Source organism: Burkholderia sp. USMB20 (genome assembly GCF_000949135.2).
Taxonomy (GTDB): Bacteria; Pseudomonadota; Gammaproteobacteria; order Burkholderiales; family Burkholderiaceae; genus Burkholderia.
On record NZ_JTAN02000003.1, the window covers coordinates 606,146 to 626,828 of the forward strand.

The 20,683-nt window shown below is 68.3% G+C and carries 17 protein-coding genes; 16 read left to right on the top strand and 1 reads right to left on the bottom strand.

Translation table 11 applies throughout. From position 1 onward, the window contains the following. Nucleotides 1–171 precede the first annotated feature (171 nt). Nucleotides 172–522, bottom strand: a complete 351-nt coding sequence (locus PL79_RS06835) for a hypothetical protein (protein WP_135800990.1) — start codon at nt 520–522, stop codon at nt 172–174. Between PL79_RS06835 and PL79_RS06840 the strand changes: the two genes are divergently transcribed. From PL79_RS06840 to PL79_RS06915, 16 genes are all read left to right on the top strand, one after another. Then, nucleotides 521–1,762 (top strand): SfnB family sulfur acquisition oxidoreductase, encoded by a 1,242-nt coding sequence (locus PL79_RS06840; protein ID WP_044848952.1) that lies wholly within the window; start codon nt 521–523, stop codon nt 1,760–1,762. The two genes, PL79_RS06835 and PL79_RS06840, sit on opposite strands and share 2 nt — an antisense overlap. Further along, on the top strand, nt 1,762–3,390 hold the full coding sequence (locus PL79_RS06845; RefSeq protein ID WP_235879212.1) for an ABC transporter substrate-binding protein: 1,629 nt from the start codon (nt 1,762–1,764) through the stop codon (nt 3,388–3,390). The genes PL79_RS06840 and PL79_RS06845 overlap by 1 nt, the downstream gene beginning before the upstream one ends. Before the next feature lie 4 nt (nt 3,391–3,394). Then, complete coding sequence (locus tag PL79_RS06850) at nt 3,395–4,396, top strand: ABC transporter permease (RefSeq protein WP_044848946.1); 1,002 nt, start codon at nt 3,395–3,397, stop codon at nt 4,394–4,396. After that, nucleotides 4,393–5,223 (top strand): ABC transporter permease, encoded by an 831-nt coding sequence (locus tag PL79_RS06855; protein ID WP_044848945.1) that lies wholly within the window; start codon nt 4,393–4,395, stop codon nt 5,221–5,223. Before PL79_RS06850 ends, PL79_RS06855 begins: the two co-directional genes overlap by 4 nt. Further along, on the top strand, nt 5,220–6,917 hold the full coding sequence (locus PL79_RS06860; RefSeq protein ID WP_044848944.1) for a dipeptide ABC transporter ATP-binding protein: 1,698 nt from the start codon (nt 5,220–5,222) through the stop codon (nt 6,915–6,917). The genes PL79_RS06855 and PL79_RS06860 overlap by 4 nt, the downstream gene beginning before the upstream one ends. Further along, nucleotides 6,914–7,798: an alpha/beta fold hydrolase gene (locus tag PL79_RS06865; protein ID WP_044848943.1), complete on the top strand. Its 885-nt coding sequence runs from the start codon at nt 6,914–6,916 to the stop codon at nt 7,796–7,798. Before PL79_RS06860 ends, PL79_RS06865 begins: the two co-directional genes overlap by 4 nt. A 70-nt stretch (nt 7,799–7,868) precedes the next feature. Then, nucleotides 7,869–8,408, top strand: coding sequence for a GNAT family N-acetyltransferase (locus tag PL79_RS06870; RefSeq protein ID WP_044848942.1), 540 nt, complete (start codon nt 7,869–7,871; stop codon nt 8,406–8,408). A 4-nt stretch (nt 8,409–8,412) separates the two neighbouring features. Next, nucleotides 8,413–9,951, top strand: a complete 1,539-nt coding sequence (locus tag PL79_RS06875) for an MFS transporter (RefSeq protein ID WP_044848941.1) — start codon at nt 8,413–8,415, stop codon at nt 9,949–9,951. Between the two features lie 219 nt (nt 9,952–10,170). After that, entirely contained in the window at nt 10,171–10,728 is a 558-nt protein-coding gene (locus PL79_RS06880; protein WP_044848940.1) for a GNAT family N-acetyltransferase, read from the top strand. Between the two features lie 30 nt (nt 10,729–10,758). Further along, nucleotides 10,759–11,700 (top strand): ABC transporter substrate-binding protein, encoded by a 942-nt coding sequence (locus PL79_RS06885; RefSeq protein ID WP_135800995.1) that lies wholly within the window; start codon nt 10,759–10,761, stop codon nt 11,698–11,700. 117 nt (nt 11,701–11,817) lie between these two features. Next, the gene (locus PL79_RS06890; RefSeq protein WP_044848938.1) at nt 11,818–14,295 is read left to right on the top strand and encodes a TonB-dependent receptor plug domain-containing protein; all 2,478 of its coding nucleotides are present in this window, start codon (nt 11,818–11,820) and stop codon (nt 14,293–14,295) included. A 151-nt stretch (nt 14,296–14,446) separates the two neighbouring features. After that, the gene (locus tag PL79_RS06895) at nt 14,447–15,448 is read left to right on the top strand and encodes an LLM class flavin-dependent oxidoreductase (protein ID WP_044848950.1); all 1,002 of its coding nucleotides are present in this window, start codon (nt 14,447–14,449) and stop codon (nt 15,446–15,448) included. A 44-nt stretch (nt 15,449–15,492) separates the two neighbouring features. After that, nucleotides 15,493–16,815, top strand: coding sequence for an LLM class flavin-dependent oxidoreductase (locus PL79_RS06900; RefSeq protein WP_135800991.1), 1,323 nt, complete (start codon nt 15,493–15,495; stop codon nt 16,813–16,815). Nucleotides 16,816–16,847: 32 nt separating this feature from the next. Next, nucleotides 16,848–18,656: an amino acid ABC transporter permease/ATP-binding protein gene (locus PL79_RS37000; RefSeq protein WP_082088740.1), complete on the top strand. Its 1,809-nt coding sequence runs from the start codon at nt 16,848–16,850 to the stop codon at nt 18,654–18,656. 57 nt (nt 18,657–18,713) lie between these two features. After that, nucleotides 18,714–19,772 carry an LLM class flavin-dependent oxidoreductase gene (locus PL79_RS06910; RefSeq protein WP_207671164.1) on the top strand — a complete coding sequence of 353 codons (1,059 nt, stop codon included), beginning with the start codon at nt 18,714–18,716 and terminating at the stop codon, nt 19,770–19,772. 202 nt (nt 19,773–19,974) lie between these two features. Beyond that, nucleotides 19,975–20,673: an energy transducer TonB gene (locus PL79_RS06915; protein WP_044848626.1), complete on the top strand. Its 699-nt coding sequence runs from the start codon at nt 19,975–19,977 to the stop codon at nt 20,671–20,673. Nucleotides 20,674–20,683 lie beyond the last annotated feature (10 nt).

A 20,683-nucleotide genomic window follows, 5' to 3' on the forward strand; every position in this document is an offset into this window, starting at 1 on the left:
TGCAGCCGTGCAAGCGGGGCCGCCGCGGCCGCGAAGCGGCGATCGGCGGCGCGGGGACCGCCGCCTGCTGCTGCGCATGCAGCGCCGGCGCGGCGGCCAGCAGCGCCGACGCGCCGAGGGAGGCGCTCAACATCGTGTATTTCATCCGTCTATCCCCAAATCGAAGCGTTGTTATGCGTGTGGTCCGGCGCGGTGCCGCGCATCGAGTCGACGGCGCCGCGGCTCGGCAGTGCGTGAGCGGGGCTTTGCAACAGGCGTGCCAATCGGCGCTCGGGCACGCCCCGCAACGGATGGGTGCCGAAAGCGGCGGCCGGACGACGCAGCGCGCGCGCATGCGTTCCAGTCGTTTTGCTGGAATTCCAGCAGCGCCGTCGCGCATCGCGCGGCGTGCTGCATTTGCGGCATCTCGCTGGAAATCCAGCGCGCCGCGGGCGGCGCGATGGCCGCACAGGCCGACGGGACCGCATTGGCATGGTGCTTGCTGTCGACGGAGGCCATGCACCCGTCCACGAGGATCTTCATGAACGCATTCACGTCCGCCGACACGCCGGCCAGCGCGCCGTCCCCGCTGTCCTCCCGTCCACCCGCGAGCCGCATCGTCGACGACGCGCACGCGCTCGAAACCGCGCGCCGGCTCGCCGGCGAACTGTCGCGCGACGCGGCGCTGCGCGACCGCGAGCGGCGCCTGCCGTTCGCGGAGCTCGACCTGTTCTCGGGCAGCGGGCTGTGGGGCATCACGGTGCCGCGCGCGTTCGGCGGCGCGGACGTGTCGCTCGCGACGCTCGGCGAGGTCGTGCGAACCATCGCGCAGGCGGACCCGTCGATCGGCCAGCTGCCGAAGAATCACTTTCACGCGCTCGACGTGATCCGGCTGACGGGCGACGACGCGCAGCGCCGCAAGTTCTTCGGCCTCGTGCTCGACGGTGCGCGGATCGGCCATGCGGCGTCCGAGCGCGGGACGAAGAACGCGCTCGAGATCGGCACGCGGCTCTCGCGGCGCGGCGGGCGGCTCGTGCTCGACGGCCAGAAGTTCTATTCGACGGGCGCGCTGTTCGCCGACTGGATCGCGGTGCTCGCGCTCGACGACGACGGCCGCTACGTGCAGGCGCTGGTCGAGCGCGACCGGCCGGGGCTCGAGATCGTCGACGACTGGAGCGGCTTCGGGCAGCGCACGACGGCGAGCGGCACGCTGACGCTGGCGGGCGTGGAGGTCGACGAGGAGGACGTGGTGTCGATCCAGGCCGCGTTCGAGCGGCCGACGCTCGCGGGCCCCGTGTCGCAGTACCTGCACGCGAACATCGACGTCGGCATCGCGCGCGCGGCGCTGGACGACACGCTCGAGTTCGTGCGCACGCGCAGCCGGCCGTGGGCCGACAGCGGGATCGCGCGCGCGTCGGACGATCCGTACGTGATCCGCGACGTCGCCGACGTGCAGATCCGCCTGCTCGCGACCGAAGCGCTGCTCGACCGTGCGGCCGCGGCGCTCGACGCGTTGCCGGCCGAACTCGACGACGCGCAGGTCGCGCACGCATCGGTGCAGGTCGCGGCCGCGAAGGTGTTGAGCACCGAGCTCGCGATCCTCGCGACCAACAAGCTGTTCGAACTGTCGGGCACGCGCTCGGTGCTGAGCGAATACAACCTCGACCGTCATTGGCGCAATGCGCGCACCCATACGCTGCACGATCCGGTGCGCTGGAAATACCATGCGATCGGCAACTACGTGCTCAACCACGTCAACCCGCCGCGCCACGGTTACCTGTGATGACCGACACGCTCTCGACTCCATCGCCGTGGGTGCCGAAGGACCCGGCGCGGCGCCGCTATGCGCTCGCCGCCGCGTGGGCCGCGGCCGGGCTCGGCGGCGCGGCGCGCGTGTTCGCGGCCGACGCCGTGGCGGCGCCGGTGCGCGGCGGCACGCTGTCGCTGTTCGCGCAGCCGGAGCCGCCGTCGCTCGTCAACGCGCTGACGCCGCACGTCGCGTCGCAATACGTCGGCGGCAAGATCTTCCAGGGGTTGCTCGGCTTCGACCCGCAACTGCGCCCGGTGCCCGTGCTCGCGCGCAGCTGGCGCGCGTCGGCCGACGCGCTGACCTGGACGTTCGACCTGCAGCCGGGCGTGCGCTGGCACGACGGGCAGCCGTTCGGCGCGCAGGACGTGGTGGTCACGCTGAAGGAAATCGCACCGCAGGCGCTGCCGCGCACGAAGGTGACGTTCGACAAGTACGTCGCGTCGATCGACGCGAGCGGCCCGCTGCAGGTGACGATCCGCCTGAAGAAGCCGTATGCGGGGCTGATCAACCTGCTCGGCAGCGGACTGGTGCCGATCCTGCCGGCCCATCTGTACCAGGGCAAGGACCCGCGCAGCAATCCCGCGAACCAGCATCCGGTCGGCACCGGCCCGTTCGTGTTCCGCGAATGGAAGCGCGGCGCGTACATCCGCGTCGCGCGCAATCCGGATTACTGGAAGAAGGGGCTGCCGTATCTCGACGGGATCGTATTCAACGTCGTGCCCGACGCGGCCGCGCGCTCGATCGCGTTCGAGCGCGGGCAGATCCACGCGTTGCGCGCGGGCGACGTCGACTACGCGGACATCGCGCGGCTCGCGAAGCTGCCGGGCGTCGCGATCACGACGCAGGGCTGGGAGCTGTTCACCGGGATGGCCTTTCTCGAACTGAACCAGCGCAAGCCGCCGTTCGACAACGTGCTCGTGCGTCAGGCCGTGCTGCACGCGCTCGATCGCCAGTTCATCGTCGACCGGATCTTCTTCGGCTACGGGAAGGTCGCGAACGGGCCGTTCGTGTCGTCGTCGCCGTTCTACGATCCGAACGTGCCGCGCTTCGCGTACGACCCGGAGCGCGCGCGCGCGCTGATCCGGCAGTCGGGCGTCGACGTCGGCAAGTTTCCGCTCGTGCTGGTCAACGGCGAGAAGGGCGGCGCGTGGGAGCGCGTGGCCGAATACACGCAGCAGGCGCTCGGCCAGGCCGGCTTCCGGCTGCGCGTGCAGACGACCGATGCGGCCGGCTGGTATGCGCGCGTCGCGAACTGGGATTTCGACCTGAGCTACAACTTCCTGTTCCAGAACGCGGATCCGGATTTCGGCGTCGCGCCGTTGTACCGGATCGACGGCATCTCGAAGGGCTCGCCGTTCGGCAACGTCGCGGGCTACCGCAATCCGCAGGCCGATGCGCTGTGGGACGCGGCCGCGCTGGACACCGATCAGGCCGCGCGCCGCGCGCGCTACGCGCAGCTCCAGACCACCCTCGCGAACGACGCGGCGATCGCGAACATCTTCGAGATGGTCAACCCGACGCTGTACCGGCGCAACGTCCACAACCTGCTGCGCACGGCCACCAGCGTGAACGACAGCCTCGAGGACACGTGGATCGGATGACGCGATGAACACGGCGCTGCGTTTGACGTCGACGGTGCTGCGGGGCCTGGCGGTCGTGCTGGGCGTGCTCGTCGTGAACTTCTTCCTGGTGCGGCTCGCGCCGGGCGACCCCGCGCTGATGCTCGCCGGCGACGCGGGCTCGGGCGATGCCGCGTACGTCGAGCGGCTGCGCGCGCAGCTCGGCTTGAGCCGGCCGCTCGTCGAGCAGTTCGCGCTGTATCTGCGCGATCTCGCGCACGTCGATTTCGGCTTCTCGTACCGCAACCAGCTGCCGGTGCTGCAACTCGTCGCCGAGCGCCTGCCCGCGACGCTGCTGCTGATGGCGGCCGCGTTCGCCGTATCGGTGGTCGCGGGCGTGACGGCGGGTGCGGTGGCCGCGTACGGCGAGTCGCGCGGCGGTCCGTGGGCGCGGCGCATCGCGCGCGCGATCGGCGCGCTCGCGGTGATCGTCTATGCGACGCCGCTGTTCTGGCTGTCGCTGATGAGCGTGATCGCGTTCTCGGTGGTGCTCGGCTGGCTGCCGTCGTTCGGGATGGAAAGCGTCGGCGCCGGCTACACGGGGTGGCGCCACGCGCTCGACGTGGCCGCGCACCTCGTGCTGCCGGCCACGACGCTCGGGCTCGTGTACGGCGCGATCTACGTGCAGCTCACGCGCGCCGCGATGCTCGAGGTGATCGAACGCGAGTTCGTGCGGACCGCGCGCGCGAAGGGCGCGTCCGAGCCGCGCGTGATGATCCGCCACGTGCTGCGCAACGCGCTGTTGCCGGTCGTCACGCTCGGCGGACTGCAGCTCGGGCAGCTCGCGGGCGGCGCGCTCGTGACCGAAATCGTGTTCGCGTGGCCCGGCCTCGGCGGGCTGATGTACGACGCGCTGCTGCAGCGCGACTATCCGGTGCTGCTCGGGCTGCTCGCCGTGGTCGCGGCGCTCGTGGTGCTGTTCAATGCGCTGACCGACCTGTTGTACGGGATCGTCGATCCGCGCATCGGCTGGCAGGACGCGCGATGACGGGCCGCTTCGTGCATCGTTTCGTGCGCGCGCGCGGCGCGGCGGCCGGCACGCTGTTTCTGGCCGTCGTCGCGCTCGTCGCGCTGAGCGCGCCGCTGTGGCTGCCGTCGCCGTGGCGCATGGCCGGCGAGCCGTTGCTGCGGCCGCTGCAGGGCGGCCATCCGCTCGGCACCGACATGCTCGGGCGCGACGTGCTGGTCGCGCTGCTGTGGAGTGCGCGCGTGTCGTTGTTCGTCGGGCTCGCGGCGACCGTCGCGACCTTTGTGCTCGGCGCATCGATCGGCGCGCTCGCGGGCTGGTGCGGCGGCTGGGTCGACCGGGCGCTGATGGCGCTCACGACGCTGTTCCAGACCGTGCCGCAATTCGCGGCCGCGGTCACGATCGCGGCGGTGCTCGGCGCGTCGCTCGAATCGACGATCGTCGCGATCGCCGCCGTGTCGTGGCCGGCGATCGCGCGGCTCGTGCGTGGCGAATTCATCGGGCTCGTGCAACGGGAGTTCGTGCTCGCGGCGCGGCTGGCCGGCGAGTCGCCAGCCGCGCTCGTGCGGCGCCAGATCCTGCCGCACGTCTGGCCGCCGCTCGCGGTGCTGGCCGCGCTGATGGTCGCGACCGCGATCCTCACCGAGTCGGCGCTGTCGTTTCTCGGGCTCGGCGATCCGTCGCAGATGAGCTGGGGCTTCATGATCGGCGCGGCGCGCAACGTGGTGCGCGACGCGTGGTGGCTGAGCATCTGGCCGGGGCTCGCGATCGTCGCGACCGCGCTCGCGATCAACCGGGTCGGCGAAGGGTTGCGCCACGCGTCGGCGCTTGCGGAGCCGGGGCGATGAGCGGCGCGCCGCTGTTGTCGGTCGAGCGGCTCACGCTCGCGTTGCCGGCCCGCGCGGAGCGCCGCGACGCGGTGCGCGACGTGTCGCTGACGGTCGCGCCCGGCGAGGTGCTGTGCGTGGTCGGCGCGTCCGGGTCGGGCAAGTCGCTGCTCGCGGCCGCGATCGCCGGCCTGCTGCCGCGCGGCGTGCGGCACGCGGCCGGGCGGATCGCGCTGCGCGGGCGGGACCTCACGCACTGCAGCGACGCCGAATGGCGTGCGGTGCGCGGCCGCGACGTGTCGATGATCTTCCAGGAACCGCTCGCCGCGCTGAATCCGCTGATGACGGTCGGCGCGCAGGTCGACGAGGTGCTGCGCGTTCATCGCGTGCTGAGCGGCCGCGGTGACGGTGCGGCGCGCGCGGCACGCGTGACGGCGCTGTTGCGCGACGTCGGCCTGCCGGAGCCCGAGCGGCTGCGGCATGCGTATCCCGACGCGCTGTCCGGCGGCCAGCGCCAGCGCGTGCTGATCGCGATGGCGCTCGCGCTCGAGCCGGCCCTGCTGATCGCGGACGAACCGACCACCGCGCTCGACGTCACCACGCAGGCGCGCATTCTGGCGCTGATCGAGCGGGCAGCCCGTACGAAACGGACCGGCGTGCTGCTGATCACGCACGACTTCGGCGTGGTCGCGCGCGTCGCCGATCGCGTCGTGGTGTTGCGCGATGGCGAGCAGGTCGAGAGCGGTCGCGCGGCCGACGTGCTGCGCGCGCCGCGCCATCCGTATACGCGCGCGCTGCTCGATGCCGTGCCGCACGGTCGCGTCGCAGCGCGTGCCGTCGCCCGCGGCGGCGTGCCGCTGCTGGACGTGCAGGGCCTGCGCAAGCACTACGCGTCGCGCCGCGCGTTGCCGTTCCTGCCGGCGCGCGGCCGGCGCCGCGTCGATGCGCTGGTCGACGTCGGCTTCGTGCTGCATGCCGGCGAGACGCTCGGCATCGTCGGCGAATCGGGTTCCGGGAAGTCGACGCTCGCGCGCGCACTGGTGCGGCTCGCGCGGGTGGATGCGGGGCGCATCGTGCTGCGCGGCGAGCACGATCTCGCGCGCGTGGCCGACCACGCGTTGCGGCCGCTGCGTCGCGACGTCCAGATGGTGTTTCAGGACCCGTACGCATCGCTGAACACGCGTCAGACGATCGCGCAGATCGTCGCGACCGGCCTGCTCGCGCACGGTGTCGGCCGCGCCGCGGCGTATCGACGGGCGGCCGAGCTGCTCGCGCAGGTCGGCTTGCCTCCGGATGCGCTCGACCGGTATCCGCACGAATTCTCCGGCGGGCAGCGCCAGCGCATCGGCCTGGCACGTGCGCTGGCGCTCGATCCGTCGATCCTCGTGGCCGACGAAATGGTGTCGGGGCTCGACGTGTCGGTGCAGGCGCAGGTGCTCGAACTGCTCGCGTCGGTGCAGCAGCGCCGCGCGATGGCGATCGTGTTCGTCACGCACGACTTGCGCGTTGCCGCGCAGATCTGCGATCGCATCGCGGTGATGCAGGCCGGGCGCATCGTCGAACTGGGCGATACCGCGCAGGTTTTCGGCGCGGCGCGCCATCCGTACACGCGTGCGTTGCTCGATGCGATGCCGGTGCTGCCGGCGCGCGTGAGCGCGACCGGCACGCAGGACGGCAGCGCGCACGCCCATCGAACCAACGAGGAGCACTCATGACGTCCGATTCGAACTTCGCGGTCGCGGCTTCCGCCGTCGTGGCCGGTGTGCCGGTCGAGGTGCGCGCCGGGCGCACGCTGAGCGTCGCGCATCGCGCCGCGCCGCGCGGCTCGCCGCATGCGGGGACGGTGCTGTTCTTCGCGCACGGCGGCGGCGGCAACAAAAACCAGTGGCGAGCGCAGTGGCGCACATTTGCCGATGCGGGCTACGAACTCGTCGCATGGGATTTCCTCGGTCACGGCGACAGTCCGCGGCCGCCCGCGCGAAGCGGCGCCTATCACGGCGACGAAACGCTGCGCGACTATCTCGCGCTGTTCGACCGCTACAAGGGGGCGCACAACGTGCTGGTCGCCCATTCGCTGGGCACGGGAAGCACGCTCGCCTTGCTCGAGCGGCTGGCGGCGCTCGGGCGGCTGCACGAAGCGAGCGGTGCGCTGCTGCTCGGCACGCAGCTCGCGCGCCCCGTGACGCGGCCGCCGGCGTTGCCGGGCTGGCTGCTCGAATGGATCAAGCCGGTGTTCGCGCGGCGCTTCCGGCGGCTCGCATGGCATCCGCAGGCCGACCCGGCGCTCGTCGCCTACGAGTCGCGCGTCGCGCGCCGCAACCGGATGACGACCTTCCAGGCCGTGCTGCGCGACGCGCCGTGGCCCGATGCGGCGCGGCTGGCCGCGCTCGACTTGCCGGTCGCCGTGCTCGCGGGCGACAGCGACGGCCTGACACCGCCCGCCGGCGGACGCGCGCTGGCCGACGCGTTGCCGAATGCGTCGTTCGGCGTGCTGCCCGCCTGCGGCCATCAACTGATGCTCGAGCGGCCGGATGCGGTCGGCGCCGCATTGCGTGCGCTGCTCGAGCGCACCGTGCAAGCGGCGCCCGTGCGATGAGCGGCCGCCGAAGAACCATGAAACAGCAGCCGGCCCGTCATCCGGGCAACGGCTCGTGAGGAGGCAGTCGATGTCTGAAACCGGATCTTCGCTGGATCGGGATGATCGTTTTGTCTACGTGTCCGCCACGGACCCGCTCACCCGGCCGCTCTTCGACGAGCTGGCGCACGAGTACAGCAGCCGCTACGCGGCCTATATTCCCGAAGAGGAACTCGGCAAGGAGCTGGTGCGTTATCCGGGCGAAGCGTTCGCGCCGCCGCAGGGCGCATTCCTGCTGCTGCTGAGGGACGGGCAGGCCATCGCCGGCGGCGCCTTCATGCGCCATCACACCCCTGCGACGGCGGAGTTCAAGCGCATCTGGGTCAGCCGCGCGCATCGCCGCCAGGGGCTCGCGCGCCGCGTGCTGGCCGAGCTCGAGGCGCAGGCTGCCCGGCAAGGCTACACGCGCGTGCATCTGGGCACCGGGCCGCGGCAACCCGAAGCGGTGGGCCTTTACCGGTCCTCGGGCTATACGCTGCTGTCGTCGCACGATTTCGGCGAGGACGCGCCGCCCGGCGTGTTGTTCGAGAAATATCTGCTGCCGGCCCGGCACCCGGCCAGCCCCGACTGAATCGATGATTCACGACGAGCCGCACGCGTCCGTGCGCGATGATCCGGCGAAACCCGTCACCCTGGGCCGGCGCTACGGCGCGACCGGGTGGGCGGTGCGACGGCGCGCTGCCGGAAGCGGTTCGACCGACGCGGGCGCCCGTGCGAACATCGTGCTGGGCATCTGTGTGGCGATGGGCTTCACCACGCTTCTCGATCAGGCGATCTTCACGCTGGCGGTGCCGACGCTCAGGCGTGAACTGCATGCGTCGACAGCCGAAATACAGCTGATCACGTCGGTCTATTCCATTGCGTTCGGCATCGCGCTCGTCCCGGCAGGCCGGCTCGGCGACGTGATCGGGCGCCGCCTGCTGTTTCTGGTCGGGCTCGCGATGTTTTCGGGTTTCAGCGTGCTGGGCGGACTGGCGGACGACGCGCGCACGGTGATCGTCGCGCGCGTGCTGCAAGGGCTCGGTGCGGGGATGATCAATACGCAGATATTCGGCTTGATCCAGGACCTGTTCAAAGGCGCGGCGCAGGCCAGGGCACTCGGGCGATACGCGTCGGCGGGCGGTTTGTCGGGGCTCGCCGGTCCGATTCTCGGCGGGCTGATTCTTGCGTCGGTTCCGCCGGATCTCGGCTGGCGGCTGCTGTTTCTCGTCAACGCGCCGTTCGGAATGGCCGTGTTCTATCTGGCGCTTCGGCATCTGCCGCGCCACCGGTTGTCGGACGCCCGGTCTTCGATCGATCCGGTCGGCCTGGCCCTGCTGTCCGCGGTCACGCTCGCGCTGATGCTCGCCACGCTGGTCGGCGGCACCGGCATACCGCCGCGACGCGTTTGTCTCGCGGTCGCGATGGCCGGGTTGCCGCTGTTTCTGGCGTGGGAGGCGGCGTATCAGCGGCGCGGCGGCACGCCGATTCTGTCGCGCGGTCTGCTCGGGTCGGGCGGGTACGTCCTCGGCACGCTCGTGGCAATGTGCCAGTTCGCGGCGGGCGTGACCCTCGGGATGGTCAGTGCCTTGTTCTTTCTCGACGGCTTGCATCTCGATCCGCTGCTGTTTGCCGCGCTGTCGATTCCTGCCGCGCTGGCCTCGATCGCATCGACCATGTGGAGCTGGCGATTCGTCGCGCGCTTCGGCCGTGCCGGGACGGTGTGCGCAATCGCGTGTTATGCGCTCGCCGTCGCCGCGCAAGGTTTGGCGACCGAGTACTTCACGGTTCGCTGGATCGTGTTCGCGTATCCCGCGATCGTCCTGCTGCAGGGGTTCGCCAGCGGCCTGATCCATGCGCCGAACCAGGCCATGACGCTCGCGGAGATCGGCCAGGATCAAGGGCGTGGGCTGGCTGCCGGGTTTCTGCAGTTGTCGCAGCGGCTCGCCTGCTCGATCGGCATGTCGTGGGGAACCGGCGTATTCCTGGTGCAGGCGTCGTCTTCGGCCGGTCTGGCCGCATACCGGGATGCATTCGTCGAAGTGTCGGTGCCGATATTGCTGCTGGTGGCCGGCGCATTCGCGGCAGCGTGTGCGGACTGGATGATCAGGCACGCGCGTGATGCAGCCGGGTGAGTTGCGTGGCGAATCGCATTTGCCATGCAGTCTCGAATTTACGATACGGAATCCTGATTATGTGTATCTGTGTGAATAACGTTTTCGAAAATGCTTGGTTTGAGCGCGCATGGTTCGCGCGCACTATTGCAGGATGCGATGCGCGGCAACAAGCGTGTCGAACGAATCCGCCGATCCCGGCAAATCAGAGGCAGATGACTCGAAGCATCTGGCGTATCAGTGACTGACGAAGTAATCGACACATCCCCACTCGACCTGCTCGCGTTGCCCATGTTCGACGAGTTGTCGGTCGAATATTCCACGCGCTACCAGGACTTTCGCGCGGTGCCCGCGGAAGTCGTGCGCGACGAACTCCTGACCTACCCGGCGGCGCTGTTCGCGCCACCCGATGGCGCTTTCATCCTGATTCGACGCGGTGACGAAGTCGTGGGCGGCGGTGCATTTCAGCGCTACGACGACACGACGGCGGAACTCAAACGCATCTGGGCGCATTCCGGCGTTCGTCGCCAGGGCGTCGCACGCCGCGTGGTGGCCGAGCTCGAAGCCCGTGCGTTGAAGCAGGGATACCGGCGGGTTTATCTCACGACCGGATTTCGTCAACCGGAGGCCTCGGCGCTTTATCTCGGCACCGGCTACGAACCGCTATACGATCCGGCGATCGCACCGGAAGTGCATTGGCGACTGCCTTTCGCAAAGGATCTGCTCGAACCCGGTCGTATCGAACATTTGCAGGATCTGAAGCCGGACAGGCCGTTGGGTCGGCCGTTCGGTGCATGACGCATGAACACTTCCACGGGATACCGAAAAATGAATCGTCGTCGCGGAATCGGCCTGGCCTTGTCCGGTGCGTTTGCGGTGGTGGTAATGGGGGTTGCCGGCATCGCGCAATCGGCGACGTCGTTCAACCTGAGCCCCGATCAGCATGATCGCCCGCGCGTCACGCCGGATGCGGAGGCGATCAAGTTGATCCCGGAGAACTTCCGTTTTGCCGAGAAGGGCGTGCTGACCGTCGGCATCGCGGTGGCATTTCCCCCGATCAGTGCGTACGCAACGGACGCGAAAACGATCGTCGGCGCCGATCCGGATCTCGCCCAACTGGTTGCGGACGAACTCGGACTGAAGCTCAAGCTCGTGCCGCTCGCCTGGGCGGACTGGCCGCTTGCCGTCGCGTCCGGCAAGGTGGACGCGGTGCTGTCGAACGTGACCGTGACGGAAGCGCGCAAACAGAAATTCGACTTCTCGACCTATCGCCGCGACGTGCTCGGTTTCTACGTCGAGCAGAACAGCCCCATCAAGCAGATTCGCGAGCCCAGGGATATCGCCGGGTTGCGCGTCATCGGCGACTCCGGAACCAACCAGGAAAAGATCCTGCTGGCCTGGGACAAGGAAAACGTCGCACACGGGCTGAAGCCGATTCACGTGCTGTATTACGAGGATCCGTCGGTGCGGACGCTGGCGCTGGTATCGGGGCGCGCCGACGCGATTTTCAGCGTCAATGCCGCGCTGGTTTATCAAGCGAGCCAGGGTGTGAAGATCCGGCAGGTCGGCACGGTCAGCGGCGGGTGGCCCCGCACGGCGGAAGTTGCCGTCACCACCCGCAAGGGCGGCGGACTGGCCGTGCCCATTACCTACGCCATCAACGACCTGATCCGGAACGGCAAGTACCAGCAGGTGCTGGGCCGCTGGAATCTCGACAGCGAGGCGATCACGAAGGCCTCGACGAATCCTCCGGGGCTTCCCGATCTCTGATCGGGTCATGAGCGGCCGAAGCACGGCCGTCATGCGGAAAATCCTCGGGTAATCGTACGGACTACTACTAAAAGGCAGCGTGTAGCGTGCCTTCAATCGGCAAAGAACGGAGAAATCATGCGGCACACACGGGGCGAGGGGGTCTCGCCGAAGACGCGCAGGACGGTGATATCGGTGGCGGTTGCGGCAAGCGTTTTTCACGGCGCGGCCTGGGCGCAGGAAGCGGGAGCGGGGGACGGAGCGGCGGCGGTCGCGGCGCCTGCCAGTAGTGCGGTCGCACCGGCATCGTCGGCATCGGCCGCGCCGGACGGCAAGGTACAGGTTCAGGACCGGGTCGTGATCACGGGTTCGCGCACGGAGACGCGTGCGAGCAAGAGCCTGACGCCGATCGACGTGATCGGAGGCGATCAATTGCGCGCGACGGGGCAAACCAACCTGCGCGACGCATTGGTGAAACTCTCGCCGTCGATCACCCGGACCTCGTACTCCGGCGACACGGGCGTGTTGACCGATACGCTGTCGCTTCATGGCCTCACGCCCGACCACGTGCTCGTGCTGGTGAATGGCAAGCGCCGCCATACGACGGCCAACATCACGCTCGACCCGGGCCTGAACCAGGGCTCGACCGGCGTGGACATCGATACCATTCCGGTCGGCCTGATCGACCACATCGAAGTGCTGCGCGACGGTGCGTCCGCGCAGTACGGCTCGGATGCGATCGCGGGCGTGATCAACATCATCCTGAAGCGCAATGCGCGCGGCGGCGAGCTCGCCACGACGAACGGGCAGACATACTCCGGCGACGGTTTCAAGACGAGCGAGTCGGCCACGATCGGCCTGAATCTCGCCGACAAGGGCTTCCTCGACCTGAGCGCCGGGTTCGACCGGCAGAACCATACGATCCGCACCGGGCCGGACGATTATTTCGGGCGCTTTCCGCAAGGACAGGGCTACTACAACCCGATCCTGGGCGACCCGGCCAGTTCGCGCGAGACGGTCGGCTTCAATGCCGGCTACTACCTCGGCGACGAGGTCGAACTCTACGGGTTCGGCACTTACGCACACCGGAACGGCGATGCGTACCAGAACTTTCGTCCGCCTTTCGTGCTGCCGCAGGTCTACCCGAACGGCTTCGTGCCGGTCGAAACGATCAACGAGAACGACTACTCGGTGACGGCGGGGATCAAGGGAAAGAACCTGTTCGGCTGGGCGTGGGATTTCAGCACGACCTACGGCGGGGACTACAGCGTGTTCGGAATGCGCAATTCCGCCAACACCGGGTTGTACGCGGCATCGGGCTATACGCCGACCACCTTCCACCTGTCGACCGTCAGCAATACGCAGCTGACCAACAACCTCGACCTGTCGCGGGCATTCAATGTCCCGCTGCTGCCGGCGCCGCTGAACGTCGCGGTGGGCGTCGAGCAGCGCCGCGAAACCTATACGATCCGCAACGGCGAGCAGGCATCCTGGATCTACGGCGGCTCGGCTGCGTTGCCGGGCCTGGCGCCCGTCAGCGCGAGCGACATCTCGCGCAACGTGATCGGCACGTACATCGATTTGTCGACTTACCTGACGCCGAAATGGCAGGTGAATCTGGCGGGCCGCTACGAGCACTACAACGACGTCGGCGACACCACCAACGGCAAGATCGCCACCCGCTACCAGTTTTCGCCGGCCATTGCGGTTCGCGGCAGCGTCAGCTCCGGCTTTCGGGCGCCGTCGCTGGCCCAGGAGTCCTATACCAGCGTGACCACGTCGCCGGCGTCGGTGGGCGGCATCCTGGCGACGACCTCGCCCGGCGCGCGCCTGATCGGTGCGCAGGCGCTGAAGCCTGAAGAGTCGACCAGCTACAACTTCGGTCTGGTGCTCAATCCCGTTCGCAACCTGCAGCTGACGATCGATGCTTACCAGATCAACATCCGCAACCGGATCGTGCTCGGCGGAACCGCGTCGGGCGCGGCGGCCATCGCCGCGCTCGAAGGGGCGGGGCTGACGGTTCCGGGGTCGGTGCCGGTGTCGGCGGTCAGCGCGAGCTATTTCACCAACGGCGCCAATACGCGCACGCGAGGGATCGACCTGGCGGGTACCTACCACACCGGTTTCGGCCGGTACGGGCAGGTGGACTGGGACTTCGGGGTGAACCTGAATACGACCTCGGTCACGCACGTGGCGAACGGGTCGAACGGCAGGCCGTCGCTGAACGCGCAGCAGATCGCGTCGCTGTCCACCACGACGCCGAAGAACAAGATCATCGTCGGCGGCACCTGGCGCCTCGACAAGTGGGCCGTGACGCTCCACGAGACGCGTTACGGGAAGACCTCGGGAGAAGCGACCTACATCGTCGGACCGAACGCGTTCTCGACCTCCCAGTTCGTTCACTTCGAGGAGGCCGCACGCTATGTCACCGATGTCGAGGTGCGCTATGACGTGACCAAGAAATTCCAGATCGCGGCCGGCGCGCAGAACCTGTTCGACGTCCGCCCGAGCAAGCTGCCGTACGAGGCGCAGCTGGAAGGCATCCAGTACAGCGGCGGCAGCACGATCGGCGTCAACGGTGGTTTCTATTATCTGCGGGCACGCTATCTGTTCTGATCGATCGGCCATATTCATAGAAGAAATGACCGTAACGGGCAGATGATCCGTTATCCATAATGAATGATCTGTCCGGCATGTTCCGCTGTATCGGCGCCCGTCCGAGGCCGTTTCATGTCGGCGGGACGACCGACTTACAAGGTTGAGCTTCATGTCTTATTCCCTTTCGATTCTCGACAAAAGCCCGATTGCAGAAGGGGCGAGCGCGCATGACGCGTTGAACTTCACGATCGCGCTTGCGAAGCGTGCCGAAGCGCTCGGCTACAAGCGCTACTGGATTGCGGAACACCATGGCGCGCCGGGTCTCGCGAGCTCGGCACCGGAGATCATCGTGTCGCATTTGCTTGCGCATACGTCGCGGATTCGCGTCGGCTCGGGCGGCGTGATGCTTCAGCATTACAGCCCCTACAAAGTCGCCGAATCGTTCCGTGTGCTGGCTTCGCTCGCGCCGGGACGTGTCGACCTGGGCGTCGGCAAGGCGCCCGGCGGGCTGCCGCTCACGACGCGGGCATTGCAATGGTTTCACGACAAGGCGAAGAAGCCCGACTTTGCCGGGCAACTCGCCGAACTCGATGCGTTTCTCGGCGACGGCGTCGCGCCGGACCACCCGTTGGCCGGGGCGGTCGCCTTGCCCGAGCCGCCGGAATCGCCGCAGCGCATCCTGCTGGGCGGTAGTCCGGAAAGTGCCGAACTGGCTGCCCGGCATGACTGGCAGTTCTGCTACGCAGGCCACTTCAACGGCGACATCGGCAATATCGAAAGGTCGCTCGACGTCTATCGCAGCGCGACGGGCCGTGTGCCGCTGCTCGCCCTGTTCGCGGTCGCCGCGCAATCGTCGGAGGACGCCAAACGCCAGGTCGGCGCGTTGCGGATCTTCAAGCTGCGTTTCGGCAACGGGCAGAGCGTCAACCTGCAGAGCCCGGAGGCGGCCGCCGATTTCGCGCGCCAGATCGGTGTCACCGACTATCGGATCGACGAGTTGCGTCCGCAGGTCGCGGCGGGCACGCCGGACGAGGTGCGTCGGGAACTGGATGCGCTGCATGAGCGCTTCGGCATCGAGGAGTTCGTCATCGACAACCCGGTGGCGGACCATGCCAAGCGCCTCGCCTCGATCGAGGCGCTGGCAGGTCTCGAGCAGCCGGTCGGCGCGTGACGGCGCCTGGCTGCCTTTTCATTCTTCAGACCGCGGATTCGAACATGACCCAACGCAACCTCACTTTCGGCCTGATGCTGCATGGCGCAGGCGGCCACATGAATTCGTGGAAGCATCCGGCCGGCCCTGCCGATGCGAGCGTCAACATCGACTTCGTCACCGGCATCGCGCAGAAGGCCGAAGCCAACGGCGTGGCATTCGTGTTCGTCGCGGATGGCCTTTACATCAACGAGAAGTCGATCCCGCATTTCCTGAACCGCTTCGAGCCGATCTCGATCCTGTCCGCGCTTGCGACGGCCACGTCGAAGATCGGGCTGGCGGGCACGCTGTCCACGTCGTACAGCCATCCGTTCACGGTGGCCCGCCAGTTCGCGTCGCTCGACCTGATCAGCGGCGGGCGCGCCGGGTGGAACGTCGTGACCTCGCCGCTCGAAGGCTCGGCGAAGAACTACGGCGGCGCACATCCGGATCACGCGCTGCGTTACGAGATCGCCGATGAATACCTGCAGGCGGTGCAGGGCCTGTGGGACAGCTGGGACGACGACGCGTTCGTGCGCGACCGCGCGAGCGGCCGCTTCTTCGATCGCGACAAGCTGCACCCGCTAAACCACAAGGGCCGCTTTTTCGAGGTGGCCGGGCCGCTCAACATCCAGCGTTCGCCGCAGGGGCAGCCGGTGATTTTCCAGGCGGGAGCGTCGGATGACGGTATCGCGCTGGCCGGCAAGTATGCCGATGCCGTGTTCACGCACGCGCCGTCGCTGGACGAGACGCGCGCATTTGCCGAGCGCGTGCGCGACAGCGCGGAGGCGCACGGCCGCGCGCGCACCGACGTGAAGATCTTCCCCGGTATCGGGCCGATCGTCGGTGCGACGCGCGAAGAAGCCGAGGAGAAGTACCGCGCGATTCGCGATCTGCTCACGATCGACGAGGCGCTCGCTTATCTCGGCCGCTTTTTCGAGCATCACGACTTTTCGCAGTATCCGCTCGATGCGCCGTTTCCGGAGCTGGGCGAGCTCGGCAGGAACAGTTTCCGTTCCACGACCGATCGCATCAAGGAAGAGGCCAGGCGAAACGGGTCGACGCTCAGGGAGGTGGCGCTCGACGTGGCAACGCCGAAGCCCGGGTTCATCGGCACCGGCGAGACGGTCGCGGACGAACTGATCCGCTGGTTCGATGCGGGCGCGGCCGACGGCTTCATTCTCGGTTTCCAGGTGCAGACCGAAGGGCTCGAGGATTTCGTCCGTTACGTGATTCCCGCACTCGAGGCACGGGGCCGCTACCATCGTGCGCTACCGGGCGCCACGCTGCGGGACCATCTCGGCCTGCCGCGCCGCGCGAGCCGTTACGCAACCGCAGAGACTGCGTGACGGATCGACACGACATGCGCAAAGGCAGCGTGATGAACGATATTTCCAGGATTGCCGGTCATGCACCCTTCGTGGCCGAAGGCGCGTCATCGGCGCCACCCGACTACGCGCAATACCGGGTCGTTCCCGCCCGCAACCCGGCAAGGACGCTCGGGACCGCCGCGGCGATCGTGCTGATCGCTGCCGTTCTCTATTCGGTGCTCGACAACCCGCACTGGGGCTGGAAAGTCTTTGCGCAGTGGTTTTTCTCCGAAGCCGTGCTCGCGGGGCTCGGGCAGACGCTGCTGCTGACGGCGCTCGGCGCGGTCCTCGGCTTCGCGCTGGCCGTTCCGCTCGCGCTGGCGCGACTCTCGCGCTCGCCGCTGTTGTCCTCGTGCGCGTGGGCCTACATCTGGCTGTTCCGTTCGATTCCGACCATCGTCCTGCTGCTGTTGCTGAACAATCTCGGTTATCTGTACGACACGGTCAGGCTCGGGATTCCGTTCACGAACATCGTGTTCCTGCACGGCCCGACCACGGATCTGATCACACCGTTCATGGCAGCGATCCTCGGGCTGACGCTGACCCAGGCCGCGTTCGCGGCGGAAGCGATCCGCGGCGGCATCCTGTCGGTCGACCACGGGCAGCGCGAGGCCGCGGCGGCGCTCGGCCTGCCGCGCGCGCGGCAGACCTGGCGCATCGTGCTGCCTCAGGCGATGCGGGCGATCCTGCCTGCCGCGTTCAACGACGTGATCGGACTGGCGAAGGGCACCGCGGTCGTCTATATCCTCGCGATGCCGGATCTGTTCTACACGGTCCAGATCATCTACCACCGCAACCTGGAAGTGATTCCGATGCTGATGGTCGCGACCGTCTGGTATTTGGTGATCCTGACCGTATTGTCCGCGATCCAGGTTCATATCGAGCGCCACTATGCGCGCGGTGCGACGCGCGACCCGGTGGCCGTGTCGCCGGTTTCCGCATTCCTGCGCAAAGGTTTCCGTTCGCTCGAGACGCTGCTTTCCCCGGCCGCGGTGGCGGGCAGCCAGCCGGACGACGCGGCGGCGGGTGCAGAGACGACCGGCTGGGCGAAACAGCGCGTCGGGGCGGCCGTCGGCATTCATCGCATATCGAAGCGCTTCGGGGCGCAGAAGGTACTCGACGACGTTTCGCTGGCCATCCCGTCCGGGAGCGTGACGGTCATTCTGGGGCAGTCGGGCTCCGGCAAGTCGACGCTGCTGCGTACCGTCAACCACCTCGAGCGTGTCGACGAGGGCTTCATCGACATCGACGGCGAACTGGTTGGCTATCGCCGCGACGGGCGCACGCTCCACGAACTCAAGGAAAAGGACATCCTGCGCCGCCGCGCCGAGGTCGGCATGGTGTTCCAGAGTTTCAACCTGTTCCCGCATTTGACCGTGCTCCAGAACGTCGTCGAGGCGCCGGTCGCGGCCGGCCTGCCGCGCGAACGGGCGGAAGCGGAAGCACGCGCGCTGCTCGCCCGCGTGGGCCTGGCCGACAAGGCCGATGCGTGGCCGCGTCAGCTGTCCGGCGGGCAGCAGCAACGCGTGGCGATCGCCCGCGCGCTCGCGCTGAAGCCCAAGGTGTTGCTGTTCGACGAGCCGACTTCCGCGCTCGACCCGGAGCTCGTCAACGAAGTGCTCGACGTGATCCGTCAGCTTGCCCGTTCCGGGACGACGCTGATCATCGTCACGCACGAGATCGGTTTCGCGCGCGAAGTCGCCGACACGATCGTTTTCATGGATGGCGGACGCATCGTGGAGTCGGGGCCGCCGTCGGCGGTGCTGGCGGCGCCATCGCATCCGCGTACGCGCGAGTTCCTGTCCAGGGTGCTGTCGTAGTCATGTGCGGGTCTCCCGGCTTGCGGCCGGCACGACATGGCATCGACACCGTGGCAAATGACGAAGGATGAAAAAGTGGGCAACGGACGAATCGATCACATTGCATTTCTCACACCGGGAAATTATCCCGACGAGGACGCTGCCTCCGGATTCGAGCGGACGCTCGAACTGTTTCGCGTCGGCGAGGCGCTCGGTTACGACAGCGCCTGGGTGCGGCAGCGTCACCTCGAGCGCGCCGTGTCCTCGGCCGCCACGTTTCTCGCGGCGGCCAGCCAGCGGACGAGCCGGATCGGGCTCGGCGCGGCGGTGATCCAGATGGGCTACGAGAATCCGTTCCGGCTCGCCGAGGATCTGGCGACCGTGGACGTGCTGTCGAACGGCCGGCTCAATGTGGGGCTCAGCGCAGGCGCGCCGAATCACGGCGCGCTGCTGGGCGAGCGGCTGTTCGACACCGATCCCGACCTGGTCGACTTCTCGCACGCACGGGTGGCCCGCCTGCGTCGCAATCTCGCCGGCGACTGGCTCGGTGACGACGACACGTTCGTGGAATCGGCCGCCGGCCGGGTGCGGCCGCGGGTGAGCCCGTATGCGCCCGGTCTGACGGACCGGCTCTGGTATGGGGGCGGTTCCAGGCGCTCGATCGAGTGGGCCGCCAGAAACGGCTTCAACTTGCTGATCGGCAATCTGACCACGGGCGAGGGGACCGACAGTTATGTCGACGCCCAGCTTCGCCAGCTCGAGCTGTACCGCCGTCACTGGAGCGAAGCCGCCGCACCCCGTATCGCGCTGGGCCGGGTGATCGTTCCGACCGACAGTGCAGATGCGCGGGAGCGTGAACGCTATCGGGCGTTTGCCGACGCGCGCCATGTCCGCACGCTGGCGCCGCAGGGCGAACGGCGCACGCTCTTCGCACCGGATCTCGTCGGCACCTCGGACGAGATCGTGGAGCGGCTGCTTGCCGACCCCGTGGTTGGGCAAGTGCGGGAACTGCGCCTGGAATTGCCTTACGACCTGCCGTTCGAAAGTTACCGGCAGATTCTCGACGATTTCGTCACGCGTATCGCCCCGGCACTCGGCTGGCGTCCGGCCGACCGGCGCGAACCGGTCGCGGCCTGACGGGATCGACACGACATGCGTCGGGCGGCGTGCGTGACCGGAATCGGCGACGGGGCGGATACGGCCACGCGGGCCGGGACCGTCTCGCCGCCACGCACGCGGGCGGCGACGCGCCGGCGAATCGCTTGCACCGTCGTCCGCGCACCGGCTCGCGGATGTCACGCGGCGCCGAACGCCCGACCTTATTGCCATTGGACTGAACATGACCAGCGCCTCTCAAACCCGACTCGCGGCAATCGGCCGTCCGCGCCAGTTCGGCAACAAGCGGACCCATCCGGTCCGTCGCTTCGGCGGCATCGCGATCGCCATCGGCCTGCATCTCGTCCTGATCTGGGCGCTGGTGAACGGCCTGGCGACCCGGGTCGTCGAGATCGTCCAGCAACCGATCGAGACTCGCATCATCGTGCCGGTGAAACCGCCGCCGCCCCCGCCGCCGAAGCCGGTCGAGAAGGTCGTGTCGAAGCCGCGGGTGGCGCCGCCGCCTCCGCCGTTCGTGCCGCCGCCCGAGGTGCACGTGCAGGCGCCGCCGCCGCCGACCATCACGCACCAGGCCGCGCCGGCCCCGAGCGCACCCGTGCACGAGGCGCCGCCCGCGCCGGTGCCTGCGCCGGCGCCGGTCGCGAGGCCGGTGAACCAGGAGGTCGGCGTCGTCTGCCCGAATTCGGACGAAGTCCGCTCGTCGATCGTCTATCCGCCCGACGCGCAGGACAACAACATCACGGGCGATGTGACGGTCGAGTTTACGGTGGACCCGGACGGCCGCGTCACGAACCTGAGGCTCGCGCAGCCGGCCGACCCGGTGCTCAATCGGGCGGCGCTCAGTGCGGTCAAGCGCTTTCGCTGCATTGCGCAGGGGCAGCCCGTGCGGGTGCGGGTACCGTTTTCCTTCAATCTGAATTGATGCCGGCCAC